26 protein-coding genes and 5 tRNA genes are annotated in these 20,274 nt (G+C 37.5%); 24 read left to right on the plus strand and 7 right to left on the minus strand.

Annotated elements, in window-relative coordinates; genetic code table 11:
• The first annotated feature begins 135 nt into the window (after positions 1–135).
• A complete protein-coding gene (locus tag AC00Y6_RS06310; RefSeq protein WP_474489768.1) occupies positions 136–960 on the plus strand; it encodes a carboxypeptidase-like regulatory domain-containing protein in 825 nt (274 codons plus the stop codon).
• A gap of 9 nt (positions 961–969) precedes the next feature.
• Here the strand turns inward: AC00Y6_RS06310 and AC00Y6_RS06315 are convergent, their stop codons facing one another.
• Positions 970–1,830 (minus strand): GH25 family lysozyme, encoded by an 861-nt coding sequence (locus AC00Y6_RS06315; RefSeq protein ID WP_474489769.1) that lies wholly within the window; start codon positions 1,828–1,830, stop codon positions 970–972.
• Between the two features lie 215 nt (positions 1,831–2,045).
• Here AC00Y6_RS06315 and AC00Y6_RS06320 point away from each other — a divergent pair, with 215 nt between their 5' ends.
• The gene (locus AC00Y6_RS06320) at positions 2,046–2,390 is read left to right on the plus strand and encodes a hypothetical protein (protein WP_474489770.1); all 345 of its coding nucleotides are present in this window, start codon (positions 2,046–2,048) and stop codon (positions 2,388–2,390) included.
• Positions 2,391–2,477: 87 nt separating this feature from the next.
• Positions 2,478–3,116, plus strand: coding sequence for a LolA family protein (locus tag AC00Y6_RS06325; RefSeq protein ID WP_474489771.1), 639 nt, complete (start codon positions 2,478–2,480; stop codon positions 3,114–3,116).
• A gap of 56 nt (positions 3,117–3,172) precedes the next feature.
• On the opposite strand, the gene AC00Y6_RS06330 is transcribed toward AC00Y6_RS06325, so the two are convergent.
• The gene (locus tag AC00Y6_RS06330) at positions 3,173–3,757 is read right to left on the minus strand and encodes a DUF3109 family protein (RefSeq protein ID WP_474489772.1); all 585 of its coding nucleotides are present in this window, start codon (positions 3,755–3,757) and stop codon (positions 3,173–3,175) included.
• Between the two features lie 12 nt (positions 3,758–3,769).
• A complete protein-coding gene (locus AC00Y6_RS06335) occupies positions 3,770–4,675 on the minus strand; it encodes a DUF6427 family protein (RefSeq protein WP_474489773.1) in 906 nt (301 codons plus the stop codon).
• A 43-nt stretch (positions 4,676–4,718) separates the two neighbouring features.
• Between AC00Y6_RS06335 and AC00Y6_RS06340 the strand changes: the two genes are divergently transcribed.
• Positions 4,719–4,952, plus strand: coding sequence for a hypothetical protein (locus AC00Y6_RS06340; protein WP_474489774.1), 234 nt, complete (start codon positions 4,719–4,721; stop codon positions 4,950–4,952).
• Between the two features lie 68 nt (positions 4,953–5,020).
• Here the strand turns inward: AC00Y6_RS06340 and AC00Y6_RS06345 are convergent, their stop codons facing one another.
• From AC00Y6_RS06345 to AC00Y6_RS06360, 4 genes are all read right to left on the minus strand, one after another.
• Positions 5,021–5,455, minus strand: a complete 435-nt coding sequence (locus AC00Y6_RS06345) for a universal stress protein (protein WP_474489775.1) — start codon at positions 5,453–5,455, stop codon at positions 5,021–5,023.
• 103 nt (positions 5,456–5,558) lie between these two features.
• Complete coding sequence (locus AC00Y6_RS06350; protein ID WP_474489776.1) at positions 5,559–6,167, minus strand: fumarylacetoacetate hydrolase family protein; 609 nt, start codon at positions 6,165–6,167, stop codon at positions 5,559–5,561.
• A 28-nt stretch (positions 6,168–6,195) separates the two neighbouring features.
• The gene (locus tag AC00Y6_RS06355) at positions 6,196–6,960 is read right to left on the minus strand and encodes an exonuclease domain-containing protein (protein WP_474489777.1); all 765 of its coding nucleotides are present in this window, start codon (positions 6,958–6,960) and stop codon (positions 6,196–6,198) included.
• 107 nt (positions 6,961–7,067) lie between these two features.
• Complete coding sequence (locus AC00Y6_RS06360) at positions 7,068–7,808, minus strand: CDP-alcohol phosphatidyltransferase family protein (RefSeq protein WP_474489778.1); 741 nt, start codon at positions 7,806–7,808, stop codon at positions 7,068–7,070.
• Between the two features lie 118 nt (positions 7,809–7,926).
• On the opposite strand from AC00Y6_RS06360, the gene AC00Y6_RS06365 reads away from it, so the two are divergent.
• From AC00Y6_RS06365 to AC00Y6_RS06460, 20 genes are all read left to right on the plus strand, one after another.
• Positions 7,927–9,846: an LTA synthase family protein gene (locus AC00Y6_RS06365; RefSeq protein ID WP_474489779.1), complete on the plus strand. Its 1,920-nt coding sequence runs from the start codon at positions 7,927–7,929 to the stop codon at positions 9,844–9,846.
• A gap of 154 nt (positions 9,847–10,000) precedes the next feature.
• Entirely contained in the window at positions 10,001–10,420 is a 420-nt protein-coding gene (locus tag AC00Y6_RS06370; RefSeq protein ID WP_474489780.1) for a DUF2147 domain-containing protein, read from the plus strand.
• Positions 10,421–10,594: 174 nt separating this feature from the next.
• On the plus strand, positions 10,595–11,578 hold the full coding sequence (locus AC00Y6_RS06375) for a pyruvate dehydrogenase complex E1 component subunit beta (protein ID WP_474489781.1): 984 nt from the start codon (positions 10,595–10,597) through the stop codon (positions 11,576–11,578).
• Between the two features lie 373 nt (positions 11,579–11,951).
• Complete coding sequence (rpsU, locus tag AC00Y6_RS06380) at positions 11,952–12,149, plus strand: 30S ribosomal protein S21 (RefSeq protein ID WP_027384137.1); 198 nt, start codon at positions 11,952–11,954, stop codon at positions 12,147–12,149.
• 76 nt (positions 12,150–12,225) lie between these two features.
• Positions 12,226–13,104, plus strand: coding sequence for a tyrosine-type recombinase/integrase (locus AC00Y6_RS06385; RefSeq protein WP_474489782.1), 879 nt, complete (start codon positions 12,226–12,228; stop codon positions 13,102–13,104).
• A gap of 56 nt (positions 13,105–13,160) precedes the next feature.
• A complete protein-coding gene (locus AC00Y6_RS06390; RefSeq protein ID WP_474489783.1) occupies positions 13,161–13,451 on the plus strand; it encodes an HPF/RaiA family ribosome-associated protein in 291 nt (96 codons plus the stop codon).
• Between the two features lie 119 nt (positions 13,452–13,570).
• Positions 13,571–13,644: transfer RNA gene (locus tag AC00Y6_RS06395), tRNA-Thr, on the plus strand.
• Between the two features lie 16 nt (positions 13,645–13,660).
• A tRNA-Tyr gene (locus tag AC00Y6_RS06400) sits at positions 13,661–13,741 on the plus strand.
• Between the two features lie 80 nt (positions 13,742–13,821).
• A tRNA-Gly gene (locus AC00Y6_RS06405) sits at positions 13,822–13,894 on the plus strand.
• A gap of 39 nt (positions 13,895–13,933) precedes the next feature.
• Positions 13,934–14,005 (plus strand) — tRNA-Thr (locus AC00Y6_RS06410).
• Between the two features lie 224 nt (positions 14,006–14,229).
• Positions 14,230–15,417 carry an elongation factor Tu gene (gene tuf, locus AC00Y6_RS06415; RefSeq protein WP_076781867.1) on the plus strand — a complete coding sequence of 396 codons (1,188 nt, stop codon included), beginning with the start codon at positions 14,230–14,232 and terminating at the stop codon, positions 15,415–15,417.
• A 54-nt stretch (positions 15,418–15,471) separates the two neighbouring features.
• Positions 15,472–15,542: transfer RNA gene (locus tag AC00Y6_RS06420), tRNA-Trp, on the plus strand.
• Between the two features lie 12 nt (positions 15,543–15,554).
• Complete coding sequence (gene secE, locus AC00Y6_RS06425) at positions 15,555–15,761, plus strand: preprotein translocase subunit SecE (RefSeq protein WP_474489784.1); 207 nt, start codon at positions 15,555–15,557, stop codon at positions 15,759–15,761.
• Between the two features lie 17 nt (positions 15,762–15,778).
• Complete coding sequence (nusG, locus tag AC00Y6_RS06430; RefSeq protein WP_474489785.1) at positions 15,779–16,321, plus strand: transcription termination/antitermination protein NusG; 543 nt, start codon at positions 15,779–15,781, stop codon at positions 16,319–16,321.
• 205 nt (positions 16,322–16,526) lie between these two features.
• Entirely contained in the window at positions 16,527–16,970 is a 444-nt protein-coding gene (gene rplK / locus AC00Y6_RS06435) for a 50S ribosomal protein L11 (protein ID WP_474489786.1), read from the plus strand.
• Between the two features lie 11 nt (positions 16,971–16,981).
• Complete coding sequence (rplA, locus tag AC00Y6_RS06440) at positions 16,982–17,674, plus strand: 50S ribosomal protein L1 (protein WP_474489787.1); 693 nt, start codon at positions 16,982–16,984, stop codon at positions 17,672–17,674.
• Positions 17,675–17,691: 17 nt separating this feature from the next.
• On the plus strand, positions 17,692–18,276 hold the full coding sequence (gene rplJ, locus AC00Y6_RS06445) for a 50S ribosomal protein L10 (protein WP_474489788.1): 585 nt from the start codon (positions 17,692–17,694) through the stop codon (positions 18,274–18,276).
• Between the two features lie 48 nt (positions 18,277–18,324).
• Positions 18,325–18,693 (plus strand): 50S ribosomal protein L7/L12, encoded by a 369-nt coding sequence (rplL, locus tag AC00Y6_RS06450; protein WP_474489789.1) that lies wholly within the window; start codon positions 18,325–18,327, stop codon positions 18,691–18,693.
• 165 nt (positions 18,694–18,858) lie between these two features.
• Positions 18,859–19,689 carry an aldo/keto reductase gene (locus tag AC00Y6_RS06455; protein ID WP_474489790.1) on the plus strand — a complete coding sequence of 277 codons (831 nt, stop codon included), beginning with the start codon at positions 18,859–18,861 and terminating at the stop codon, positions 19,687–19,689.
• Positions 19,690–19,713: 24 nt separating this feature from the next.
• Positions 19,714–20,271 (plus strand): SDR family oxidoreductase, encoded by a 558-nt coding sequence (locus AC00Y6_RS06460; protein WP_474489791.1) that lies wholly within the window; start codon positions 19,714–19,716, stop codon positions 20,269–20,271.
• Positions 20,272–20,274: the final 3 nt, after the last annotated feature.

Below are 20,274 nucleotides of genomic sequence, written 5' to 3' on the forward strand. Positions count from 1 at the left end.
ATGGTAAATGATGATTGATAATGGATAAATGATGTGCGAAAGTACGAAAAACTGATTTGCGACCTCAAAATTTTGTCTACTCTTGTCACAATTTCTTTTTTTACACGACTAAACAGAAAAACAATTTTATAAACTATGAAGAAGTATTTTTTATTTTTTGTGTGTTCACTATGTATGTTTGCCCAGGCGCAAGTGGTTACTGGTACCGTGCTTTCAAAAGATGACGGCAAGGCCATTCCTTATGCTAAAATAGGACTTGTCAACTCGTCTTTTGGTGTTCAGGCAGATGATAAAGGGCAATTTGAGCTGCAGCTTGACAAAATTGCAAAAGATAAGGAACTAATTGTGGCTGTGCCGGGATATAAACAGTTCCGGAGTTCTATAGAAGATTTTGTAAAGCAGAATCCCCATAACATTTATCTTTATGAGAAAGTGACCAATATTCAGGAAGTGGTACTTACGCCTAAAAATTATAAGGATAAAAACCTGGGGATCAATAGTAAGTCAAAATCTCTGATGTTTACGCCTAATATGGAGAAAGGGAATAATGTGGTAGAAGAAACAGCCGTAGAATTTAGTTCTAGTAAAAGATTAAAAATCAACAAGATCAATATGAATTTTTCCCGCTTCGAATCTACTACACCTATCAAAGTAAGGTATACAATCTACGATGAGAAGGATGGTAAACCGAACAACCTGATTCTGAACAAGGATATCATTGCAACCATTAGCAAAGACGATTTGAAAGATTTTACTTATTCTTTGGATGTAAGCGAGGATAAAATTTGGTTAGAGGGCAAATTCTTTGTTGGTATTCAGTTTATCGGCCAATCCAGTGGAAAAGTGGCTCTCAGTGGTGCTTTGTTTAGAGCAGGTTTCTACCGATCTTTTTATGGACCGTGGCAAAAAATTAGTATGGCAGCGCCAGCAATTAATATTGATGTAAGAATCAAGAAGTAAGCGACTTTATTAATTTAATGTCATCATTTTGAGGGACCAAAGTTGGCCATTGTAGACATCCAAATCTACCTTGGAGTTGATGCCATACGCAATGCCATTTTCCGAGAATTGCCAAAACTGCCAGTCGTCATCAGGCGATGGTTTGGGGACATCATTGTAATTGGCTAACCAAAGTGGATAATCGTCAAATTCACCTTTCAGGAAATCTTTATAGTAATGGTAATAAGTGTAGATGATTGGTTTTTTGCCGTAGGTATCTTCCATTATCTTTATCCAGACTTTAAGGTCGGAGATCAGCTGCTCCTTGGTTTTTTTTCTAGGGATTCTTTCGATATCGAGAATGGGTGGCAAGTCGCCGGATTCTAGTTTCGCTACCGATAGAAAAGAATTGGCCTGCATTACAGGATCTTCATCTGGTCTATAAAAATGATAAGCACCACGAATAAGACGATGTTTCTTGGCGGTTTCCCAAAAATGGTCAAAATTTTTGTCCAGTTTTCGATTGCCCATGCTGGCGCGGAGGACTACAAACTGTAAAGGGATGGTTCTGTTGCCAATACTAATGCTGTCCCATTGGATGTCTTCTTTCCGTTGATAATGGGAAATATCAAACCCAAAGGTCTGATTAGCATATAGGCCAATGATTTGATCGATTCTTTGCGCCTCGGCTTCTGAGTTGCTCAGCTTTTTATGTATGAAATGTTTTCCCAGATAGTAGGCAAAATAATAATTGATTTTTTGCTTAAGGTAAAACCCGGTTCCTAATAAAGAAAAGCCTAATATAATAAGCAAAATCCATCTTTTTCGGAAATAGACTTTTTTTCTCTTCTGATGAATTTTTTTCCGGGGAACCCGATTTGTTTTAGACATAACTTTTGCAAAATTATTATTTAATTGGGCTAATTAAAAGTTTTAGTATTCGAAATTAAATGATTAAGCTGTTTTCTATGTCCACTTACAAAATGAAGCAGATATTTTTCTATAAAAACAATTTCTCTAGATTTCTTTTGTTACATTTGTTATTAATAAATAGTTTTTTAGTGATACAATAAGTATCAATCAATTTTAATTAAAATCAAATAACCATGAAAAAAGGATTATTGTCATTAGTGATGTTATTCTCAGCGTTTGCCGTAAATGCACAAACTGTGAAACAGGCTGTTAAGAAAGACGCAAAAGCCGTAGGTAACACTTTAGAGAAAGGAGCAAAAGCCACCGGAAAAGGTATTAAGAAAGGTGCAAAATGGACAGGCGAAAAAGTAAAGGATGGCGCAGAGTGGACCGGCGATAAGGCTAAGAAAGGTGCTGAAGCTACAAAAGAGGGTGTAAAAGATGGTGCCAAATGGACGGGAAAACAAGCAAAAAAAGGAGCTAACGCTGTTAGCGATACCTATAAAGATGTAAAAGCTAATCTTAAAAAGAAAAATTAGTAGTACGTTTTTATAAAAACTTAGTATATATAATTAATCCTTGATCGTGGGGATTGATTGTTATTTAAAATAAAAATTAAAGATAAAATGAAAAAACTTATTCTAGCAGCTGCTTTTTCGGTAATATCTGCAGCAACTATTTCCGCACAAACAGCACAACAAGTTATAGATAATTATGTAACGGCATTGGGAGGTAAACAAAAATTGGAATCCGTTAAAACACTTTCTATGAAAAATAACATCACCGTGATGGGGATGGATATGGAAGGTAAAACTCTGAAAAAAGATAACAAATTTAAATCTACCCAAACAATGATGGGACAGGAGATGATTCAGGTTTTTGACGGCGAAAAGGGTTATGCCAACCAAATGGGGCAAAAAGTTGATTTCCCAGCAGATCAGGTTGCAAAGCTGAAAGATGCCAAATTGATGGATGCTCTGGGGATGAATGCAGCCAAAATAAAAAGCGTAGAGAAAAAGCAGGTTGATGGTAAAGATTATACCATACTATCATCTGATGACAGCAAATATTATTTTGATACCAAAACTGGTTTGCTTTCAAAAACCGAAAGTGACAAGGGTACGATGACAATTAATAAGTATGTAGCTGTTGATGGGATTCAGTTTGTAGAGGAAATGTCGATTGACGCTGGAGGACAACAGATTCTGGTTAAAAACTCGGACATAAAAGTGAATCAGCCTATTTCTGATGATGAGTTTAAATAATTGATATCATTTATAACAAAAAAAAGAATCCAAAATTTTGGATTCTTTTTTGTTTATCAGGAGTTGTATTCCTTTTCCCATTCTTCTGCCGCCTCACATAGCGTGTTGTAGAATTCTTCGCCGTATTTCCTGATCAAAGGTTCTTTTAGGAATTGAAAAATCCGAACTTTTAGCTCGGCGCCTAAGGTACAGGCATCGGAGCAAATATCCCATTCGTGATAGTTAAGCGCAGAAAATGTACGATAATCGGTCACCCGAATTGGGTAGAGATGGCAGGATATTGGTTTTTTCCAGTCAACAGCACCGTCTTCGTACGCTTTTTCTATACCGCATTTTGTTGTTCCCTTTTCATCAAAAATCACATAGGCACACTCGCTGTCGTTCACCAATGTAGTGACATATCCGCCATCATAATCATCAATAATCCAAGTGCCCTGCTCTTCTATAGCTTTCACGCCCTCGGGTCTTAGGTAAGGTTTTATTTTGGGAAATATCTCATCCAGGATTGGTAATTCGTCTTTATCCAATGGTGCACCGGTATCGCCGTCTACACAGCAAACACCTTTACATTTTGTAAGGTTACAGACAAAACTCTCGGCAAATATATCTTCGGAAATCAGTTTATCATCGATCTGAATCATTCTTAATGCTTTTTAAATTTTTACAAAATTAACTAATTTAAAGATGGCAAGAGTAAAAACGATGATCCATAATCCCACTTCCTGCATCCAATATCTCGGTAGAAAACGTAGCATTCTACTGAGGATGATGGTGACCGGCAAAGCGAGAAGCAAGAGAAATTCGTAATGGGTTCCCATGTAAAAAAATATGGTCACCAGTTGAGCCAAGGAGAATACGAGGACAAATGTATACTTGTATCTACTGATAGGACTTTTCTCGTTATAATGCCTAAAGTGATCTGAAATCGCATAGATAAGCATGAGAACAATAGGTATTAAAATGTAAAGGGGATAATAGCTATCCAGCATTGTAAAACGACCATAGAAAGGGAGATAAGACTTGTCCCAAGTGGTGTATTGTAATAAATACATAATGCCAAAATAGCTAAGAACAATCAGAATGGCACCATAAAACAGTCTAAAAATATTGAGGCCTATTCGTGCTGATGTACCGATGATATGAAAAAGGACAAATACTGCCATGGGCCAACTTGTCGGAAAAACCAAAAAGTTAAAGGCAAGTAGTGATCCTACCAGCATAAAGGCACTTTTCCGGAGATAGTCATTTTGACTTGTTAAGATTAACAATATAACAGTACTTGTAAGAAAGGTTATTGCCAGGCCAATATCCAGATCACCGGGATAGAAACAAGCCACGATAACGGTGTATAAAAAAAGAGGCAGGTGTGAAAAATGATTAAGTGCAATCTTGTTAAATAAAAAATACCCCAGACTGACTCCAACAAAAGTGACGCTTGTAGAAATGTAATCTATATTTTCAAAATCCAGAAGGTTTAATGATAAAAATATAAGGAATAAAAAACAGATGTAAACCGGGACAGAAAAAATATTGCTTTCTTTTGAAAGTAATCGAAACATTTTTTATACTTTTGTACAAAGTTAATTTAAAAAAGAGAAAAAGATGACATCTTTCTGGTTATTCTTAAGCAAAGTTTTCAAGTGGTCGTTCGGGTTTTATGACCTTTTTGGTAATGTCCTCAACTGGGTTTTGTTCCTTGTTGCTGCTGGATTTTTCTGCTACTGGTGCTATACCTTGGTGGTTACTTTAGGGGCTCAAAAGGACAAAGAATACCATTCTCCTACAGAAGGTAAATTTCCTTATTACGATCCAAAAATTTACAAAAACGAAGGTTAAATAAATTGATGATATATAAAAATCCCACAATAGATATTGTGGGATTTTTTCTTTTTAAGATTTGAATCCTATTGGCATGGCACTACCAATACCGGGATTGTAGATTTTTTGGTAATCTCTTTGGTCAAGCTACCTATAAAAACGTCATACATGCCGCTTCTGCCGTGTGAACCAAGAACAATGTAATCCGCATGGATCTCATTGGCATATTCCAAAATTGTGTCGCCTGGCACACCTTGTTTTAAGATGTGGTGGCAGATAATACCTTTTGAGCTAACTTCATCTTCTAGTCTCTTCAGCTCTTTTAATTCATATTTGATTTCATTTTCTTCAACCTCAGGGAAATACTGGAAACCCATATCACCTATCACAAATCCAATATCTGCAGAAGCAATGTGGATGAGCGTAATCTCTGCGTTTATAGTTTTCGCAAAATCCGCAGCATGGTCGAGTAAAATGGATGTACTGTCTGAAAAATCTACTGGTAAAACAATTTTTTTCATAGCGATAAAATTTTATAGCAAGATAACAAAAATTTAGCCATTGTGCCACTATAAAACAGCAAAGCTGATAACTGTCAAGTATGCTGATGATATGTGATTTTTCCTACTGAATCTTAAGCGTAAACAATTTTTTATCTTCCAAAAAGCCTTCCAATAAGTCATTTTCAGAGACTTTACCCACACCTTTTGGCGTTCCGGTGAAAACCAAATCGCCCACCCTCAAGGTGAAATATTGCGAAGCAAAAGCAATGATGGAGTTAAAATCGAAAATCATGTCTTTTGTATTGCCATTTTGAACTTCTTCGTGATTTTTTGTCAGAGAAAAATTAAGGTTTTCTAGATTATAATCAGCCTTAGATACAAAATCTGATACGGCTGCCGAACCATCAAATCCTTTGGCAAGTTCCCAGGGTAAACCTTTATTCTTCAATTTCGTCTGTAGATCTCGCGCTGTAAAATCGATACCGAGGCCTATTTCTTCATAATGTTTCCCGGCGTTTTCCTTTTGGATGTACTTTCCACCTTTTGATATTTTGAGGACAACCTCCAACTCATAATGGATATCGTCAGAAAATTCGGGGATATAGAAATCTGATCCTTTTTTGAGAATAGCCGTATCTGGTTTTATAAAAATGACCGGATCTGTAGGCACCTCGTTTCCCAGTTCCTTTGCATGCTCGCTATAGTTTCTTCCTATGCAGATAATTTTCATAATTGGAGATTTTAATTGAACAGGATTTTTAAAATTTGGATTTTAACTGGATTTTTGTAAAAATTTTCTTGGTGTAAAGCGGGAAATCAGCGCCTTGCAACCAACCATAATAGCCTAGATCTTTCCGGAAAACATCGATTACTTTCTGCCCTTTGTATTTGCCAAAAGCAAAAATTTCCTCCACACTTTCATTGTAATGGATCATACCGGCAAGGTCAGCAAATTTATTTTGGGATGAAAATTCACTAAGTTCTGCCACCTCGTTGGGAACATCTTCATAGCGACCTACCTGAGCATCCAAGACTTCAAATGTGGCCATCACGTCTGCCTTTGCAGAGTGCGCATTTTCTAGTGTTTTGCCACAATAGAATTGGTATGCGGCACCCAAGTTTCGCGGTTCTTTTTTGAAAAAAATATTTTGGGCATCTACAAAACGGTGCTTGCTGAGATCGAAATCAATGCCGGCACGCAGCATTTCCTCTGCCAGAACCGGAATGTCGAACCTGTTGGAGTTAAAACCGCCAAGATCCGCATCCTTTATCATTTTCATCACTTTAGGCGCAATCTCACTGAATTTAGGCGCATTAGCAACGTCTTTGTCATAAATGCCGTGGATAAGGCTGGATGATTTTGGGATGGGCATTTCGGGGTTTACAATCCAGGTTTTGCTTTCGCGGGATGCATCGGGGAAAACTTTCAGGATACAGATTTCCACAATTCGGTCTTTCCCGATGTTGGTTCCCGTAGTTTCCAGATCAAAGACACAAAGTGGTTTATGGAGAATTAAATTCATAATGATGATTACTAAATGTTACTTTTTTTGTTGGAAGCTCGAAGTTTCCATTATTACGTTTAAATAAATAGTTTCCGAATTGCAATCTTCAGACTTCCATCTTCCAGTTATTTTAATTGTTTTTGGAAGATTAATGAAATTAAGATGTAATAAATAATGACCAAAGGGATTCCCGTTGTCCCAAAAATTAGCAGGATAAGGATTCCGCCAATCAGTAATGCCAGTTTTGGATAATTATCTTTTAATTGTTTTGATTTAAATTTCATGGCAATCATCTTCACCGGCGCAATCAAAAGCCAAGAACTTAAAATAGTTACGCCAAGCCAGAGTAGCAGATTCATAGAAATCGTGCTTTCCGACGTTTCAAAGAATGCGTTGGAGAAGTAATTGTTTTGTTTCAGTACAAAGTAGATTCCAAAGATTAGTATTGTGTTACTCGGTGTATTCAAACCTTTGAAATAATATTTTTGCTCCTCGTCCAAATTGAAAATAGCTAACCTGAGGCAAGAAAAAAGTGTTATAAGGAATCCAAAATATTTGAGGTCGAACGGAAGGTCGATTCCGAAAAAATGATTGCCAAAAGGCTCCAGGATTTTCATCATCGCAACGCCGGGCAAAAACCCGAAGCTGACCATATCTGCCAAAGAATCCAGCTGCACGCCAAGGTTGGAGTTGGACTTCAGCGCCCGTGCTACAAAACCATCAAAAAAGTCAAGAATCAAAGAGATCAGGATGCACGCCACAGTTGTTCCGTAATCCCCGGAAATAAGATAAATGATACCCACGCAACCTGAGAAAAGATTACCCAAAGTGAGTGCATTGGCAAGATTATTTTTGATAAAATTCATCCGGCAAAAATAAGCCTTTTTGTTTGAAGCCTGAAGTTTGCAAGGCTAAGTTTTAGGATGCAGCGGAAAAACTTCGTACTTCTGATTTGTGACATTCAAGTTTTTGTAATTTTGCCAAATGAAGAATTTGAGAAGGCAAGAGTTTTTAGCTCTTATTTACAGGCTTTTTTTAGCATTTTTGTTTTATCAGATTGCCAGGTTTTTATTCTGGCTTTTTAACAAAGATCTCATAAAAGTCGACAGCATATCAGAATATTTTACACTTTCATATTACGGGACGGCTTTTGATACCACGGCTATTCTTTACGTTAATGCTGTTTTTATCCTGTTGAGCATTATCCCTATTATGATAAATTCTCGGAAAGGTTATCAGAAATTCCTTTTTTACTGGTATTTTATAACCAATGGTATTACATACGCTTTCAATTTCGGGGATATGATCTATTACAGATTTAGCCAGGCCAGGCTAACTTCGGCGGCTTTGGAAGTTGGGAAACATGAGGACAACCTCGGCAAGGTTTTTTGGAATGCCGTTTTGCAAAATCCCATGATCCCAATTTGTTTTATCATTAGTATGGCACTTTGGATTTTTCTTTACAAAAGAGTGAATGTGAGGGAGCAGAAACCGGATCAGCTTTTAGTTTATTTTATGTCTTCTATTGCCAACTTGTGTATTATTGCTACATTGGTAGTTGGTGGTATCAGGGGAGATTTTAGACATTCCACTCGGCCAATCAATCTGGTGGATGCAAATAAGCATGTCAGTAATCCGATGCAGGCTAACCTTGTTCTCAATAGTGTTTTTTCGTTTTTCAGGACTATCAATACCAATAATTTTAAATTGGTACATTTTGTAGATAATCAGTTTATTGATAAAGAGATTGCGCCCTATAAACTCTACGAACGCCAAGTTGAACCCAAGCCAAACGTTGTTATTTTTATTATGGAGAGTTTTGCCAAGGAATATTCCGGGGCATTTAATAGAGATACAAAGATCAAGAATTTTGTTAGCTACACGCCTTTTTTTGACAGCCTTGCTGGTAAGAGTTTGATTTTTACCAATGCCTATGCCAACGGGCGGCAGTCTATCCATGCCATGAGTTCTGTTTTAGCCGGGATACCAAGCCTTACAGATGCCTTCACAAGTTCGCCATACTCCAACCAAAAAATCCAATCGATTGTTTCGGTTTGTAATGATATGGGTTATGATACCAGTTTCTACCACGGTGCGCCCAATGGTTCTATGGGGTTTCTGGGTTTTGGTAATATTTTGGGCTTCAAACATTATTACGGCAAAACCGAATATAATAATGATCAAGATTTTGATGGGATATGGGCCATTTGGGATGAGCCGTTTTTCCAGTATTATGCCAAAAATATTGGTAAGAAGCAGCTGTTTATGTCCACGCTTTTTTCGGCATCGTCTCATGATCCGTTTAAGATCCCGCAACATTATCAGGGTAAATTCAAAAAAGGGCCATTGCCAATCCATGAGCCAATTCAATATACAGACTATGCGTTGAAAAAGTTTTTTGAAACGGCAAGCAAACAACCTTGGTATCAGAACACTATTTTTGTAATCACGGCAGACCATACCAATCAAACCTATTATCCCGAGTATCAAAAAGCGATGAACCGCTTTGCCATTCCTATTTTGTTTTATTCGCCTAATCCAAAATATAATCTCCATGGTTTAGATAATCGTTTGGCGCAGCAGATTGACATCTACCCAACATTGGCAGACCTTATTGGTTATAATAAAAAGATCCGCAGCTGGGGCAGAAGCCTTGTGTCTGATAAAGACGAAGATCCCATCATTGTTAATTCCGATTCTATTAATGAGCAGATGATTATTGGCAATTACATCTATACCTTCAACGGGAAAGATATTACGGGGATTTATAATAAAACAGATTTGGCATTGTCCAAAAACCTTCTCTCCAAAAACCTAAACGCCGAACAAAAATTGGGCATTTTGAAAACCAAAGGCTGGTATCAGGATTATATGGATAAGGTGATAAATAAAAAGCTAAACTAAAAGGGTGTTTAAAAGCTGAAAATCGCTACAAGGGTTTTTATTTATGCATCAGATAATAAAAAATACTTGTTTGTTTAAAATAATTTTTTACTTTTATCAATGTTAATTTAACATTAACGCAACAAGCTTATCAAAACAATTAAAATAGAAGACAATGAACAAATTATTATTAACATTTGCCTTATCATTTATCGGCGTTTTTTCTTTTGCCCAGATCGAAGGAAAATGGAAAACCATCGATGACGAAACCGGAAAAGCAAAATCTGTTGTTGAAATCTGGAAAAAAGCCGATGGCAAGTATTATGGCAAGGTTTCCCAATTGCTGATAAAGCCGGAACATGCAAACTGTATTGCTTGTAAAGACGACCGCAAAAACAAACCAATTCTTGGGATGGAAATCATCCGTGGTCTTAAAAAAGATGGTGAAGAGTTTACAGGAGGAACCATTACAGATCCTAAAAATGGCAAATCTTACAAATGTACCATTACCAAAGACGGCGACAAGCTGAATGTAAGAGGCTATCTTGGTATCTCGCTTATCGGCAGGACGCAGACTTGGCAAAAAGCGGATTAAAATAAATGACTTTAATCAATCATAAGCTCCTTTTTAGGAGCTTTTTTTGTTATGCAGATAATAAAAAAATTAATACTTTTGTATTTCGAAATCAAAAAACGAAAATTTCATAACAGTTAGGATGTAAGATCATCAGATCGCAATCCTGCAAACAAAAATATTAAATATCAGCAGATGAAAGAACATACATTTCGCGAAGTAATTGCTCAGGCAATGAGTGAAGAAATGCGTAAGGATGACTCCATTTTTCTAGTAGGAGAAGAAGTAGCAGAATACAACGGTGCTTACAAAGCTTCTAAAGGGATGCTGGATGAGTTTGGCCCAAAAAGAATTATCGATGCGCCAATCGCAGAACTTGGTTTCTCCGGTATTGCTATAGGTGCCGCTATGAACGGGAACCGTCCTATTGTAGAGTATATGACCTTCAACTTTTCTATGGTTACCATAGATCAGATTATCAACAATGCTGCAAAAATCTTTCAGATGAGTGGCGGGCAATGGAACTGCCCAATCGTTTTCCGTGGCCCTACAGCCTCTGCAGGCCAGTTGGGAGCTACGCACTCTCAGGCTTTTGAAAGCTGGTATGCCAACTGCCCTGGTCTTAAAGTGGTGGTGCCATCTAATCCTTATGATGCAAAAGGTCTTTTGAAAACAGCAATCCAGGATAACGATCCGGTTATTTTTATGGAGTCTGAGCAGATGTATGGCGATAAAATGGAAATCCCGGAAGAAGAATATTACATCCCAATCGGGAAAGCCGATATTAAAAAAGAAGGAAAGGATGTCACATTGGTATCTTTCGGAAAAATTATGAAAGTGGCTTTGCAGGCTGCTGCAGATCTCGAGAAAGAAGGTATTTCTGTAGAAGTGATCGATCTTAGAACCGTACGTCCTTTGGATTACGACACGGTTTTGCAATCTGTGAAAAAAACCAACCGATTGGTGATCTTGGAAGAAGCGTGGCCGTTTGCTTCCGTGGCTTCAGAGATTACCTATATGGTTCAGCAAAAGGCTTTTGATTATCTGGATGCGCCTGTTAAGAGAATTACGACTCCGGATGCGCCAGCTCCTTATTCTGCAGCCTTATTCGCAGAATGGTTCCCGAAACTCGAAAAAGTGAAGGAAGAAATCAGAAAAGCATTGTACATCAAAGCATAATATTTTAACTCCCGGATTTATTCGGGAGTTTTTATTTGCAGCTGTTTTTTGTAGCTTAATCCCGCTTTCCGTTGCAATCTTTTGCTTTTTCACAGATGAAAAAAAAGCAAAAGGATTTCCACTGTAATCGGGGCTATGGGTTTTTGTCATCCCAATCAAAAGCCAATGTAGAAACATAATTTTGACATTTTGTAGTAATCTCAACATTTTAGAATCCTATCATATAATTAACCTACTTTTATAAAATATTTGCAGGCTTTGCGTTGAAAATGATACAGAAATAAAATTCTAATTATTTGGTAAAATAAAACCACAAAAATTTGTAGGTTAATAAATTATTCCTATTTTTGCACCTCAAAATGAGATGTAAAATATGTTAATAATTCCAGTAAAAGACGGAGAGTCTATCGACAGAGCTTTAAAAAAGTATAAAAGAAAATTTGATAAAACCAGAGTTGTAAGAGAACTTAGGTCTAGACAACAATTTATCAAGCCTTCTGTAACTTTGAGACAAGCTAAACTAAAAGCAGCTCACAAACAAAGAAACCTGAGCAAAGAAGAACAAGCTTAAGTTCTTTTTAGCTTTAATTAATACAAAATCACTTCCGAATTCTTATATTTGGAGGTGATTTTCTGTTTACATACCCATGGTAGAACGATTTTTAGAATATATAGAAGTAGAAAAGCGGTATTCGCCTTACACCCTAATTAATTACAAAAAGGATCTTTTGGATTTTTCGGGATTTGTTCTAGAGACTGAGGCATCCCAAAGTATTGTGAATGTTCATAAAAAAGTGGTGCGGAATTTCATTGTTGAGCTTAGCAATGCAGGGCTTAGCAAAAGAAGCATCAACAGGAAGTTATCATCACTGCGTAGTTTTTATTCTTTTCTACTGAGAATAGGAGAGATAAAAGTGTCGCCTATGGAAACCATTGATTCGCTTAAATTTTATGCGGAAAAAAGAATTCCGTTTTCTGTAGAAGAGATGGAGAAGATGGAAAGTGAAGTAGAGGAGAAGGGCACTGTTACGCTGCTGGAGAAGCTTATTATAGAAACACTTTACCAGACCGGTATCAGAAAGGCAGAACTCTGCAATATGCTTTTCGAAAATGTTGATTTTTCCAAAAAAGAAATCCTAGTGGTAGGAAAAGGGAATAAGGAGCGCATTGTTCCTATTGCTGATGCATTATTGGATGATTACAGGCAATATCTGGCTGTTCGCCTCCCTGAGAAAGGGTCGGAACAATTCTTTTTTATCAATAAGAAAGGGAAAAAACTGGGCGAAAAGTTTGTGTATTTGGTCGTTAATAAGTACTTTAGTCTTGTGACTTCTAAACAAAAAAGGAGTCCACATATTTTGAGGCATACCTTCGCCACCCATATCCTAAATAGTGGTGCTGAAATCTCGAAGGTACAGAAATTGATGGGACATGCAAGCCTGGCCAGTACACAAGTTTATACCAGTGCTAATATTGAGAAGCTGAAAGAGGCTTATAAAAATGCACATCCCAGAGAAAGAAAATAGTATGAAATGATTTTTTACATCATATTTAAAATTGTTTAACCAATAAATTACACGTTATGAAGATTACAATTCAGACTGCCGGTGTTACACCGCACGAACCATTAAAAGAAAGAATTGAAAAAAAAGTAGGTAAGCTGGAAACTTACTATGATAAAATAGTGGAGTCTGCCGTATCGCTTAAAGTAGAAAATACATCAGAAAAGCAAAACAAAACTACCGAACTTATTGTAAAGGTTCCGGGAGATGATTTGGTGGTTAAAAAGACTGCTGCCAGTTTTGAAGAAAGTTTGGACGATTGTGTAGAAACAGCTAAGAAACTGCTAATCAAGAAAAAAGAATTAGCTTAAAAAAATAATTAAATTTTTTTTCTAAAATATTTGTAGATTTCAAAAAAGTGTCTCATATTTGCACTCGCAAAACGGAAGTAACCGCGATGCAGAAAAGAAAGTTCTTTTGAAATCTATTTGCCTCCATAGCTCAGTTGGCCAGAGCACGTGATTTGTAATCTCGGGGTCGTGGGTTCGAATCCCTCTGGAGGCTCATTTATAAAAATACTGGGGAGATACCAGAGCGGTCAAATGGGGCTGACTGTAACTCAGCTGCTTCGGCTACGTAGGTTCGAATCCTGCTCTCCCCACTTTTTATATTTTGATTTGCAAATTCAAAAAATAGTTTTAAATTTGCACTCACGTTTACCAACCTTTTTGGAAACAAAATGCGGAAGTAGCTCAGTTGGTAGAGCGTCAGCCTTCCAAGCTGAATGTCGCGGGTTCGACCCCCGTCTTCCGCTCAAGAATCACAAACCTTTGCGGAATGTGATTTTTTTTTGGCCGACTTAGCTCAGGGGTAGAGTGCTTCCTTGGTAAGGAAGAGGTCACGGGTTCAAATCCCGTAGTTGGCTCACAAAAGATCCTGAAGAGATTCAGGATTTTTTTTGGAATCATTTTTACTTAGATAACGAAAATTTGTGTTTCCGGTCTGGTAGAAAATATTATGTTGCTGCGATTTTTTTTAAATTGAATATCATATTATTAAATTTTATGTAAAATAATTTTTGATATTTAAAAAATCATTATATTTGCAGACCGAAAAAAACAATAGTTAAATAAATTAAATATTAAAATCATGGCAAAGGAAACGTTTAATCGTAACAAACCACACTTAAACATTGGTACTATTGGTCACGTTGACCATGGTAAAACTACCTTGACTGCTGCTATTACAAAAGTATTATCAGATAAAGGTTTAGCTGAAAAGAAAGACTTCTCTTCTATTGACTCTGCTCCAGAAGAAAAAGAAAGAGGTATTACTATTAACACTGCTCACGTAGAATACGAAACTGAAAACAGACACTACGCTCACGTTGACTGTCCAGGTCACGCGGATTACGTAAAAAACATGGTAACTGGTGCTGCACAAATGGATGGAGCTATCCTTGTAGTTGCTGCTACAGATGGCCCAATGCCTCAAACTAGAGAGCACATCCTACTTTGCCGTCAGGTAAACGTACCAAGAATCGTTGTTTTCATGAACAAAGTTGACATGGTTGACGATGCTGAGCTTCTTGAACTAGTAGAACTTGAAGTTAGAGATCTTCTTTCTTCTTACGAATATGATGGTGATAACTCTCCAGTAATCCAAGGATCTGCTTTAGGTGGTCTTAACGGAGATGCTAAATGGGTTGAAAAAATCGACGAATTGATGGCAGCTGTTGACAGCTGGATCGAATTGCCAGTTAGAGATCAAGATAAACCATTCTTGATGCCAATCGAAGACGTATTCTCTATCACAGGTAGGGGTACTGTAGCAACTGGTAGAATCGAGTCTGGTGTTATCAACACTGGTGATCCTGTTGACATCGTAGGTATGGGTGATGAAAAATTGACTTCTACTATTACAGGGGTTGAGATGTTCAGAAAAATCCTAGACAGAGGTGAAGCTGGTGATAACGTAGGTCTATTGTTGAGAGGTATTGAAAAAACCGACATCAAGAGAGGTATGGTTATCGCTAAGAAAGATTCTGTTAAACCACACAAAAAATTCAAAGCTGAGGTTTATATCCTTTCTAAAGAAGAAGGTGGACGTCACACTCCATTCCACAACAAATACCGTCCTCAGTTCTACGTAAGAACTACTGACGTTACAGGTGAAATCTTCTTGCCAGAAGGTGTAGAAATGGTAATGCCTGGTGATAACTTGACAATTACAGTAGAATTGTTGCAACCAATCGCTCTTAACGTAGGTCTTAGATTTGCGATCAGAGAAGGTGGTAGAACAGTTGGTGCAGGTCAGGTAACTGAAATCATAGACTAATTCTATAATTAATAAAAAAAGTTCCGTAAGGAAACTTACGGAACTTTTTAATCTACGGGCATCGTCCAATGGTAGGATACCGGTCTCCAAAACCGTTGATCAGGGTTCGAATCCTTGTGCCCGTGCAAAATTAAATTATGAGCTCATTAATTAATTTCTTAAAAGGTTCTTATACAGAGTTTAAAGATAAGGTAGAATGGCCAAAGTGGCCAGATCTGCAGTCTTCTACTATTGTTGTAGCAGTTTCTACTATCATCCTTTCTTTGTTCACATTTGGGGTAGATTCCTTATTTAGTGTAACCATTAAGAATTTTATTGCGACTTTTATTAATCTGTTTAATTAATCCAAAATACTTTCCTCATGAGCGAATCGAAATGGTATGTGCTGAAAGCTATTAGCGGACAGGAAAATAAGGTAAAAAACTACATCGAGAATGAGATCCAAAGATTAGGGATGGAGTCTTATGTTACGCAGGTAGTTATCCCGATGGAAAAGGTTATCCAGATTAGAAACGGCAAAAAAGTACCCAAAGAAAAACCATATTATCCAGGATATCTGATGGTAGAGGCAGACCTTGTAGGTGAGGTGCCACACGTTATCAAAAATATCCCTGGAGTTATCTCTTTTCTAAGCCTTACAAAAGGTGGCGAACCTGTTCCAATGAGAAAATCGGAAGTGAACAGAATGCTGGGAAGAATGGATGAACTTTCCGAGTTTGCAACGGATGTAGAAATCCCTTTCATCGTTGGAGAAAATATCAAAGTGATAGACGGACCGTTCAACGGTTTCAACGGAACTATTGAAAAAATCCTTGAAGACAAGAAAAAAGTGGAAGTTTCTGTTTTGATCTTCGGAAGAAAAACACCTATGGAACTGAGCTTTATGCAAGTAGAAAAGGTTTAAAATTAATTAAGTATAGTTTTATATATAAGCTTTCCAATATTCGGAGAGCTTTTTTTTATTAAATTTTATAATAATTATTGTCTGTTGGAAAAATATTCTTATTTTTGCAGACCGAAAAGTGGGTTCTCTGATGTGAGAATAGATAACCCACTGAATAATAAATGCTTCCAACATTCATTATTTATTAATTTCTTAAAACATTAAAATGGCTAAAAAAGTCTTTAAAATGGTAAAACTTCAGGTGAAAGGTGGCGCAGCTAACCCTTCTCCACCAGTAGGTCCTGCATTAGGTTCTGCCGGGGTGAACATCATGGAGTTTTGTAAACAATTCAACGGTAGAACACAGGATAAGCCTGGTCAGGTTTTGCCAGTAGTAATTACAGTTTACGAAGACAAATCTTTTGAATTCGTAATCAAAACACCTCCGGCTGCTATCCAGTTGCTAGAGGCTGCAAAGATCAAAAGTGGTTCTGGTGAACCGAACAGAAACAAAGTAGGTTCTGTTTCTTGGGATCAGGTTAAGAAAATTGCTGAAGATAAAATGTCAGATCTTAACTGTTTCACATTGGATTCTGCATTGTCTATGGTAGCAGGTACCGCTAGATCTATGGGATTGAAAGTATCAGGAACTAAACCAACTAACGCTTAAAACTTAAAGAAATGGCAAAATTGACAAAAAAGCAAAAAGAGGCTTTAAGTAAAGTGGAGAAAAATAAAATTTACAATCTTGACGAAGCTTCTGCTTTGGTAAAAGAAGTAAATACTGCAAAATTTGATGCATCTGTAGATATCGCTGTAAGATTGGGTGTAGATCCAAGAAAAGCAAACCAAATGGTAAGAGGTGTTGTATCTCTTCCTCACGGTACAGGTAAAGATGTGAAAGTTTTGGCTTTGGTAACACCTGATAAAGAGGCAGAAGCTAAAGAAGCTGGTGCTGATTATGTAGGTCTTGATGAATACCTAGATAAAATCAAAAGCGGATGGACAGATGTAGACGTTATCGTTACAATGCCAGCTGTTATGGGTAAACTAGGACCATTGGGTAGAATCTTAGGACCAAGAGGTCTTATGCCAAACCCAAAATCAGGTACTGTAACAATGGAAATTGGTAAAGCAGTAGCTGAGGTAAAATCAGGTAAAATCGATTTCAAAGTAGATAAATACGGTATTGTACATGCAGGTATTGGTAAAGTATCTTTTGATGCTGCTAAACTTAAAGAAAATGCTCAGGAATTGATCCAGACATTGGTTAAGTTGAAACCAACTGCTGCAAAAGGAGTTTATGTAAAAAGCATCTTTATGTCTTCTACAATGAGCCCTGGAATTGCAATTGATACTAAATCTGTTAACTAATTATATATCCTAAGACAATGACAAAAGACCAAAAAGTTGTAGCAATACAAGAGATCAAAGATTTGCTTGAGGGTGCAAAAGTAGTTTACGTAGCAGATCTAGAAGGTTTGAACGCCGGAAAATCTTCTGACTTCAGAAGACAGGCTTTCAAAAACAATATCAAAGTAAAAGTGGTGAAAAACACACTTTTGCAAAAAGCAATGGAGCAAATTGACGGTGTAGACTTCTCTGAGATGTTCGATACTTTCAAAGGTAACTCTGCGGTTCTTATTTCAGAAACGGCTAACGCTCCTGCAAAATTAATCAAAGACTTCAGAAAGAAAGAAGAGAAGCCGGCTCTTAAGTCTGCTTTTGTTCAGGAAACTTTCTACATTGGCGATAACAACCTTGAGACTTTGGCTAACATCAAGTCTAGAGAAGAAATGATCGGTGAAATCATCGGATTGCTTCAGTCTCCAATCAGAAACGTACTTTCTGCTTTGCAAAACAAACCTGAAACAGTAGAAGCTAAAGCTGAAGAAGCTGCACCTGCTGCGGAAGAAACTCCAGCTACCGAAGCTCCGGAAGCTGCTGCAGAAGGAGAAGCTCCAGCTGCAGAATAATTAGACACTCAAAAAATAATTCAAATAATCAACAAAAACATTACAACAATGTCAGATTTAAAAAATTTAGCTGAAACGCTAGTAAACCTAACAGTAAAAGACGTAAACGAACTAGCTACTATCCTTAAGGATGAGTATGGAATTGAGCCAGCTGCTGCTGCTGTAGTAGTTGCTGCAGGTGGTGCAGGTGATGCTGCTGAAGAAAAAACAGAATTCGATGTAATTCTTAAATCAGCTGGTGCTTCTAAATTAGCAGTTGTTAAATTGGTAAAAGATTTAACTGGTGCTGGTCTTAAAGAAGCTAAAGATATCGTAGATGGTGCTCCTGCTCCAATCAAACAAGGTATTCCAAAAGACGAAGCTGAAGCGCTTAAAAAACAACTTGAAGAAGCTGGTGCTGAAGTAGAATTGAAGTAATTTAGTTCTTACCATATAAAAAACCCCGGGTATTTTGCCCGGGGTTTTTTGTTTTTATTCTGTGACGCATTGTAATGTTAATATTTTATAAAGTTGGACAATTTTTTTTTGATGAGTTGCCATTGGAATTATTATTGAAAGTTACATCGCAAAGATTTTTGTGAAATGAAAACAATAACTATTGGTAACCAGACTATCTGCCAGCTCGGGCAAGGAACTTGGAATATGGGAGACAGCCCTGCAACGAGAAAGGAAGAAATCACAACATTAAGAACGGGCATTGACCTTGGGATGCAACTCATAGACACGGCCGAAATGTATGGCAGCGGCCGTTCAGAAGTTTTGGTAGGAGAGGCTATTCAGGGCATTCGGAAGAATGTCTTTTTGGTTTCCAAGGTGTTGCCATCCAATGCTTCTTATGATGGCACTATCAAAGCCTGCGAGCAGAGCCTGAAAAGGTTACAAACGGATTATCTTGATCTTTACCTTTTACATTGGGAGGGGCGATTTCCTCTTCAGGAATCGGTTGACGCCTTCGAAGCGCTTAAAAAATCTGGGAAAATAAAAAACTGGGGCGTCAGTAATTTTGATACAGACCTCATGAAAACTTTAACGGGATGCTCGCAAGGACAGAGCTGCGCAACCAATCAGGTTCTGTATAATCTTTCCCGTCGTGGCCCTGAGTTTGACCTTCTGCCATGGTGCAGCAATCATAATATGCCGGTAATGGCTTATTCGCCAATAGAACAAAACAGGTTATTATCCAACGAGATTTTATTGGACATTGCCCGCAAACATAATGCGAGTGCTTCACAAATTGCTTTGGGCTGGATTTTACAAAACAAAAATGTCTTACCCATTCCCAAGGCTTCATCAGTTGGTCATGTTAATGATAATTTTAAAAGCCTCTCGGTCAAACTCACAGAGGAAGATAACCAACAGCTGGACAAAGTTTTCCCAAAGCCCAAGCATAAAGTGAGTCTTGAAATGATTTAGAATTCTACATCAAAATAAAATATTATGAAAAACAAAAAAACGGTTTTGATAACCGGCGCAGGAAGTGGATTTGGAAAAGATGCATCATTCCGTATGGCAAAAAATGGCTACAAAGTAATTGCAGCGGTGGAAACAGCGTCACAGATCTTTGAGCTTAAGGAAGAAGCTAAGAAATTAAAGCTTGATATTCAGTTTGAGAAATTGGATATTACAGATTTCAACGATAGAGAAAGAGCCAGCGATTGGGATGTGGACATTCTTCTAAATAATGCAGGCATTAGTGAAGGCGGGGCAGTTGTAGATTTGCCGGAAGAAATCATCAGGAAGCAGTTTGAGGTTAATGTTTTTGGGACCGTTCTTCTGACGCAGATTATAGCCAAAAATATGATTAAGAAAAAAAGCGGTAAAATTGTTTTTATGAGTTCTGTGGCGGGTATCACGACCGATCCTTTTGCTGGCGCATACTCTGCTTCCAAACATGCGATAGAAGCTTTTGCCGAGGCTATGAATAAGGAACTTAAAGAATTTGGGATCCAAGTCGCTACAATTAATCCGGGGACCGATATACACGGGCTTCAATGACAG

Source organism: Epilithonimonas sp. (assembly GCF_056329745.1).

What these genes read in the sequence shown, in the direction of transcription:
- AC00Y6_RS06345 (WP_474489775.1), bottom strand. Translation starts at nt 5,455, where the DNA reads ATGAAAAAAATTGTTTTACCAGTAGATTTTTCAGACAGTACATCCATT.
- tuf (WP_076781867.1), top strand. Translation starts at nt 14,230, where the DNA reads ATGGCAAAGGAAACGTTTAATCGTAACAAACCACACTTAAACATTGGT.
- AC00Y6_RS06385 (WP_474489782.1), top strand. Translation starts at nt 12,226, where the DNA reads ATGGTAGAACGATTTTTAGAATATATAGAAGTAGAAAAGCGGTATTCG.
- AC00Y6_RS06315 (WP_474489769.1), bottom strand. Translation starts at nt 1,830, where the DNA reads ATGTCTAAAACAAATCGGGTTCCCCGGAAAAAAATTCATCAGAAGAGA.
- AC00Y6_RS06390 (WP_474489783.1), top strand. Translation starts at nt 13,161, where the DNA reads ATGAAGATTACAATTCAGACTGCCGGTGTTACACCGCACGAACCATTA.
- rplA (WP_474489787.1), top strand. Translation starts at nt 16,982, where the DNA reads ATGGCAAAATTGACAAAAAAGCAAAAAGAGGCTTTAAGTAAAGTGGAG.
- AC00Y6_RS06340 (WP_474489774.1), top strand. Translation starts at nt 4,719, where the DNA reads ATGACATCTTTCTGGTTATTCTTAAGCAAAGTTTTCAAGTGGTCGTTC.
- AC00Y6_RS06325 (WP_474489771.1), top strand. Translation starts at nt 2,478, where the DNA reads ATGAAAAAACTTATTCTAGCAGCTGCTTTTTCGGTAATATCTGCAGCA.
- AC00Y6_RS06360 (WP_474489778.1), bottom strand. Translation starts at nt 7,808, where the DNA reads ATGAATTTTATCAAAAATAATCTTGCCAATGCACTCACTTTGGGTAAT.
- AC00Y6_RS06365 (WP_474489779.1), top strand. Translation starts at nt 7,927, where the DNA reads ATGAAGAATTTGAGAAGGCAAGAGTTTTTAGCTCTTATTTACAGGCTT.
- AC00Y6_RS06335 (WP_474489773.1), bottom strand. Translation starts at nt 4,675, where the DNA reads ATGTTTCGATTACTTTCAAAAGAAAGCAATATTTTTTCTGTCCCGGTT.
- rpsU (WP_027384137.1), top strand. Translation starts at nt 11,952, where the DNA reads ATGTTAATAATTCCAGTAAAAGACGGAGAGTCTATCGACAGAGCTTTA.
- AC00Y6_RS06350 (WP_474489776.1), bottom strand. Translation starts at nt 6,167, where the DNA reads ATGAAAATTATCTGCATAGGAAGAAACTATAGCGAGCATGCAAAGGAA.
- rplK (WP_474489786.1), top strand. Translation starts at nt 16,527, where the DNA reads ATGGCTAAAAAAGTCTTTAAAATGGTAAAACTTCAGGTGAAAGGTGGC.
- AC00Y6_RS06320 (WP_474489770.1), top strand. Translation starts at nt 2,046, where the DNA reads ATGAAAAAAGGATTATTGTCATTAGTGATGTTATTCTCAGCGTTTGCC.
- AC00Y6_RS06330 (WP_474489772.1), bottom strand. Translation starts at nt 3,757, where the DNA reads ATGATTCAGATCGATGATAAACTGATTTCCGAAGATATATTTGCCGAG.
- rplL (WP_474489789.1), top strand. Translation starts at nt 18,325, where the DNA reads ATGTCAGATTTAAAAAATTTAGCTGAAACGCTAGTAAACCTAACAGTA.
- secE (WP_474489784.1), top strand. Translation starts at nt 15,555, where the DNA reads ATGAGCTCATTAATTAATTTCTTAAAAGGTTCTTATACAGAGTTTAAA.
- AC00Y6_RS06460 (WP_474489791.1), top strand. Translation starts at nt 19,714, where the DNA reads ATGAAAAACAAAAAAACGGTTTTGATAACCGGCGCAGGAAGTGGATTT.
- AC00Y6_RS06355 (WP_474489777.1), bottom strand. Translation starts at nt 6,960, where the DNA reads ATGAATTTAATTCTCCATAAACCACTTTGTGTCTTTGATCTGGAAACT.
- AC00Y6_RS06310 (WP_474489768.1), top strand. Translation starts at nt 136, where the DNA reads ATGAAGAAGTATTTTTTATTTTTTGTGTGTTCACTATGTATGTTTGCC.
- AC00Y6_RS06370 (WP_474489780.1), top strand. Translation starts at nt 10,001, where the DNA reads ATGAACAAATTATTATTAACATTTGCCTTATCATTTATCGGCGTTTTT.
- AC00Y6_RS06375 (WP_474489781.1), top strand. Translation starts at nt 10,595, where the DNA reads ATGAAAGAACATACATTTCGCGAAGTAATTGCTCAGGCAATGAGTGAA.
- rplJ (WP_474489788.1), top strand. Translation starts at nt 17,692, where the DNA reads ATGACAAAAGACCAAAAAGTTGTAGCAATACAAGAGATCAAAGATTTG.
- AC00Y6_RS06455 (WP_474489790.1), top strand. Translation starts at nt 18,859, where the DNA reads ATGAAAACAATAACTATTGGTAACCAGACTATCTGCCAGCTCGGGCAA.
- nusG (WP_474489785.1), top strand. Translation starts at nt 15,779, where the DNA reads ATGAGCGAATCGAAATGGTATGTGCTGAAAGCTATTAGCGGACAGGAA.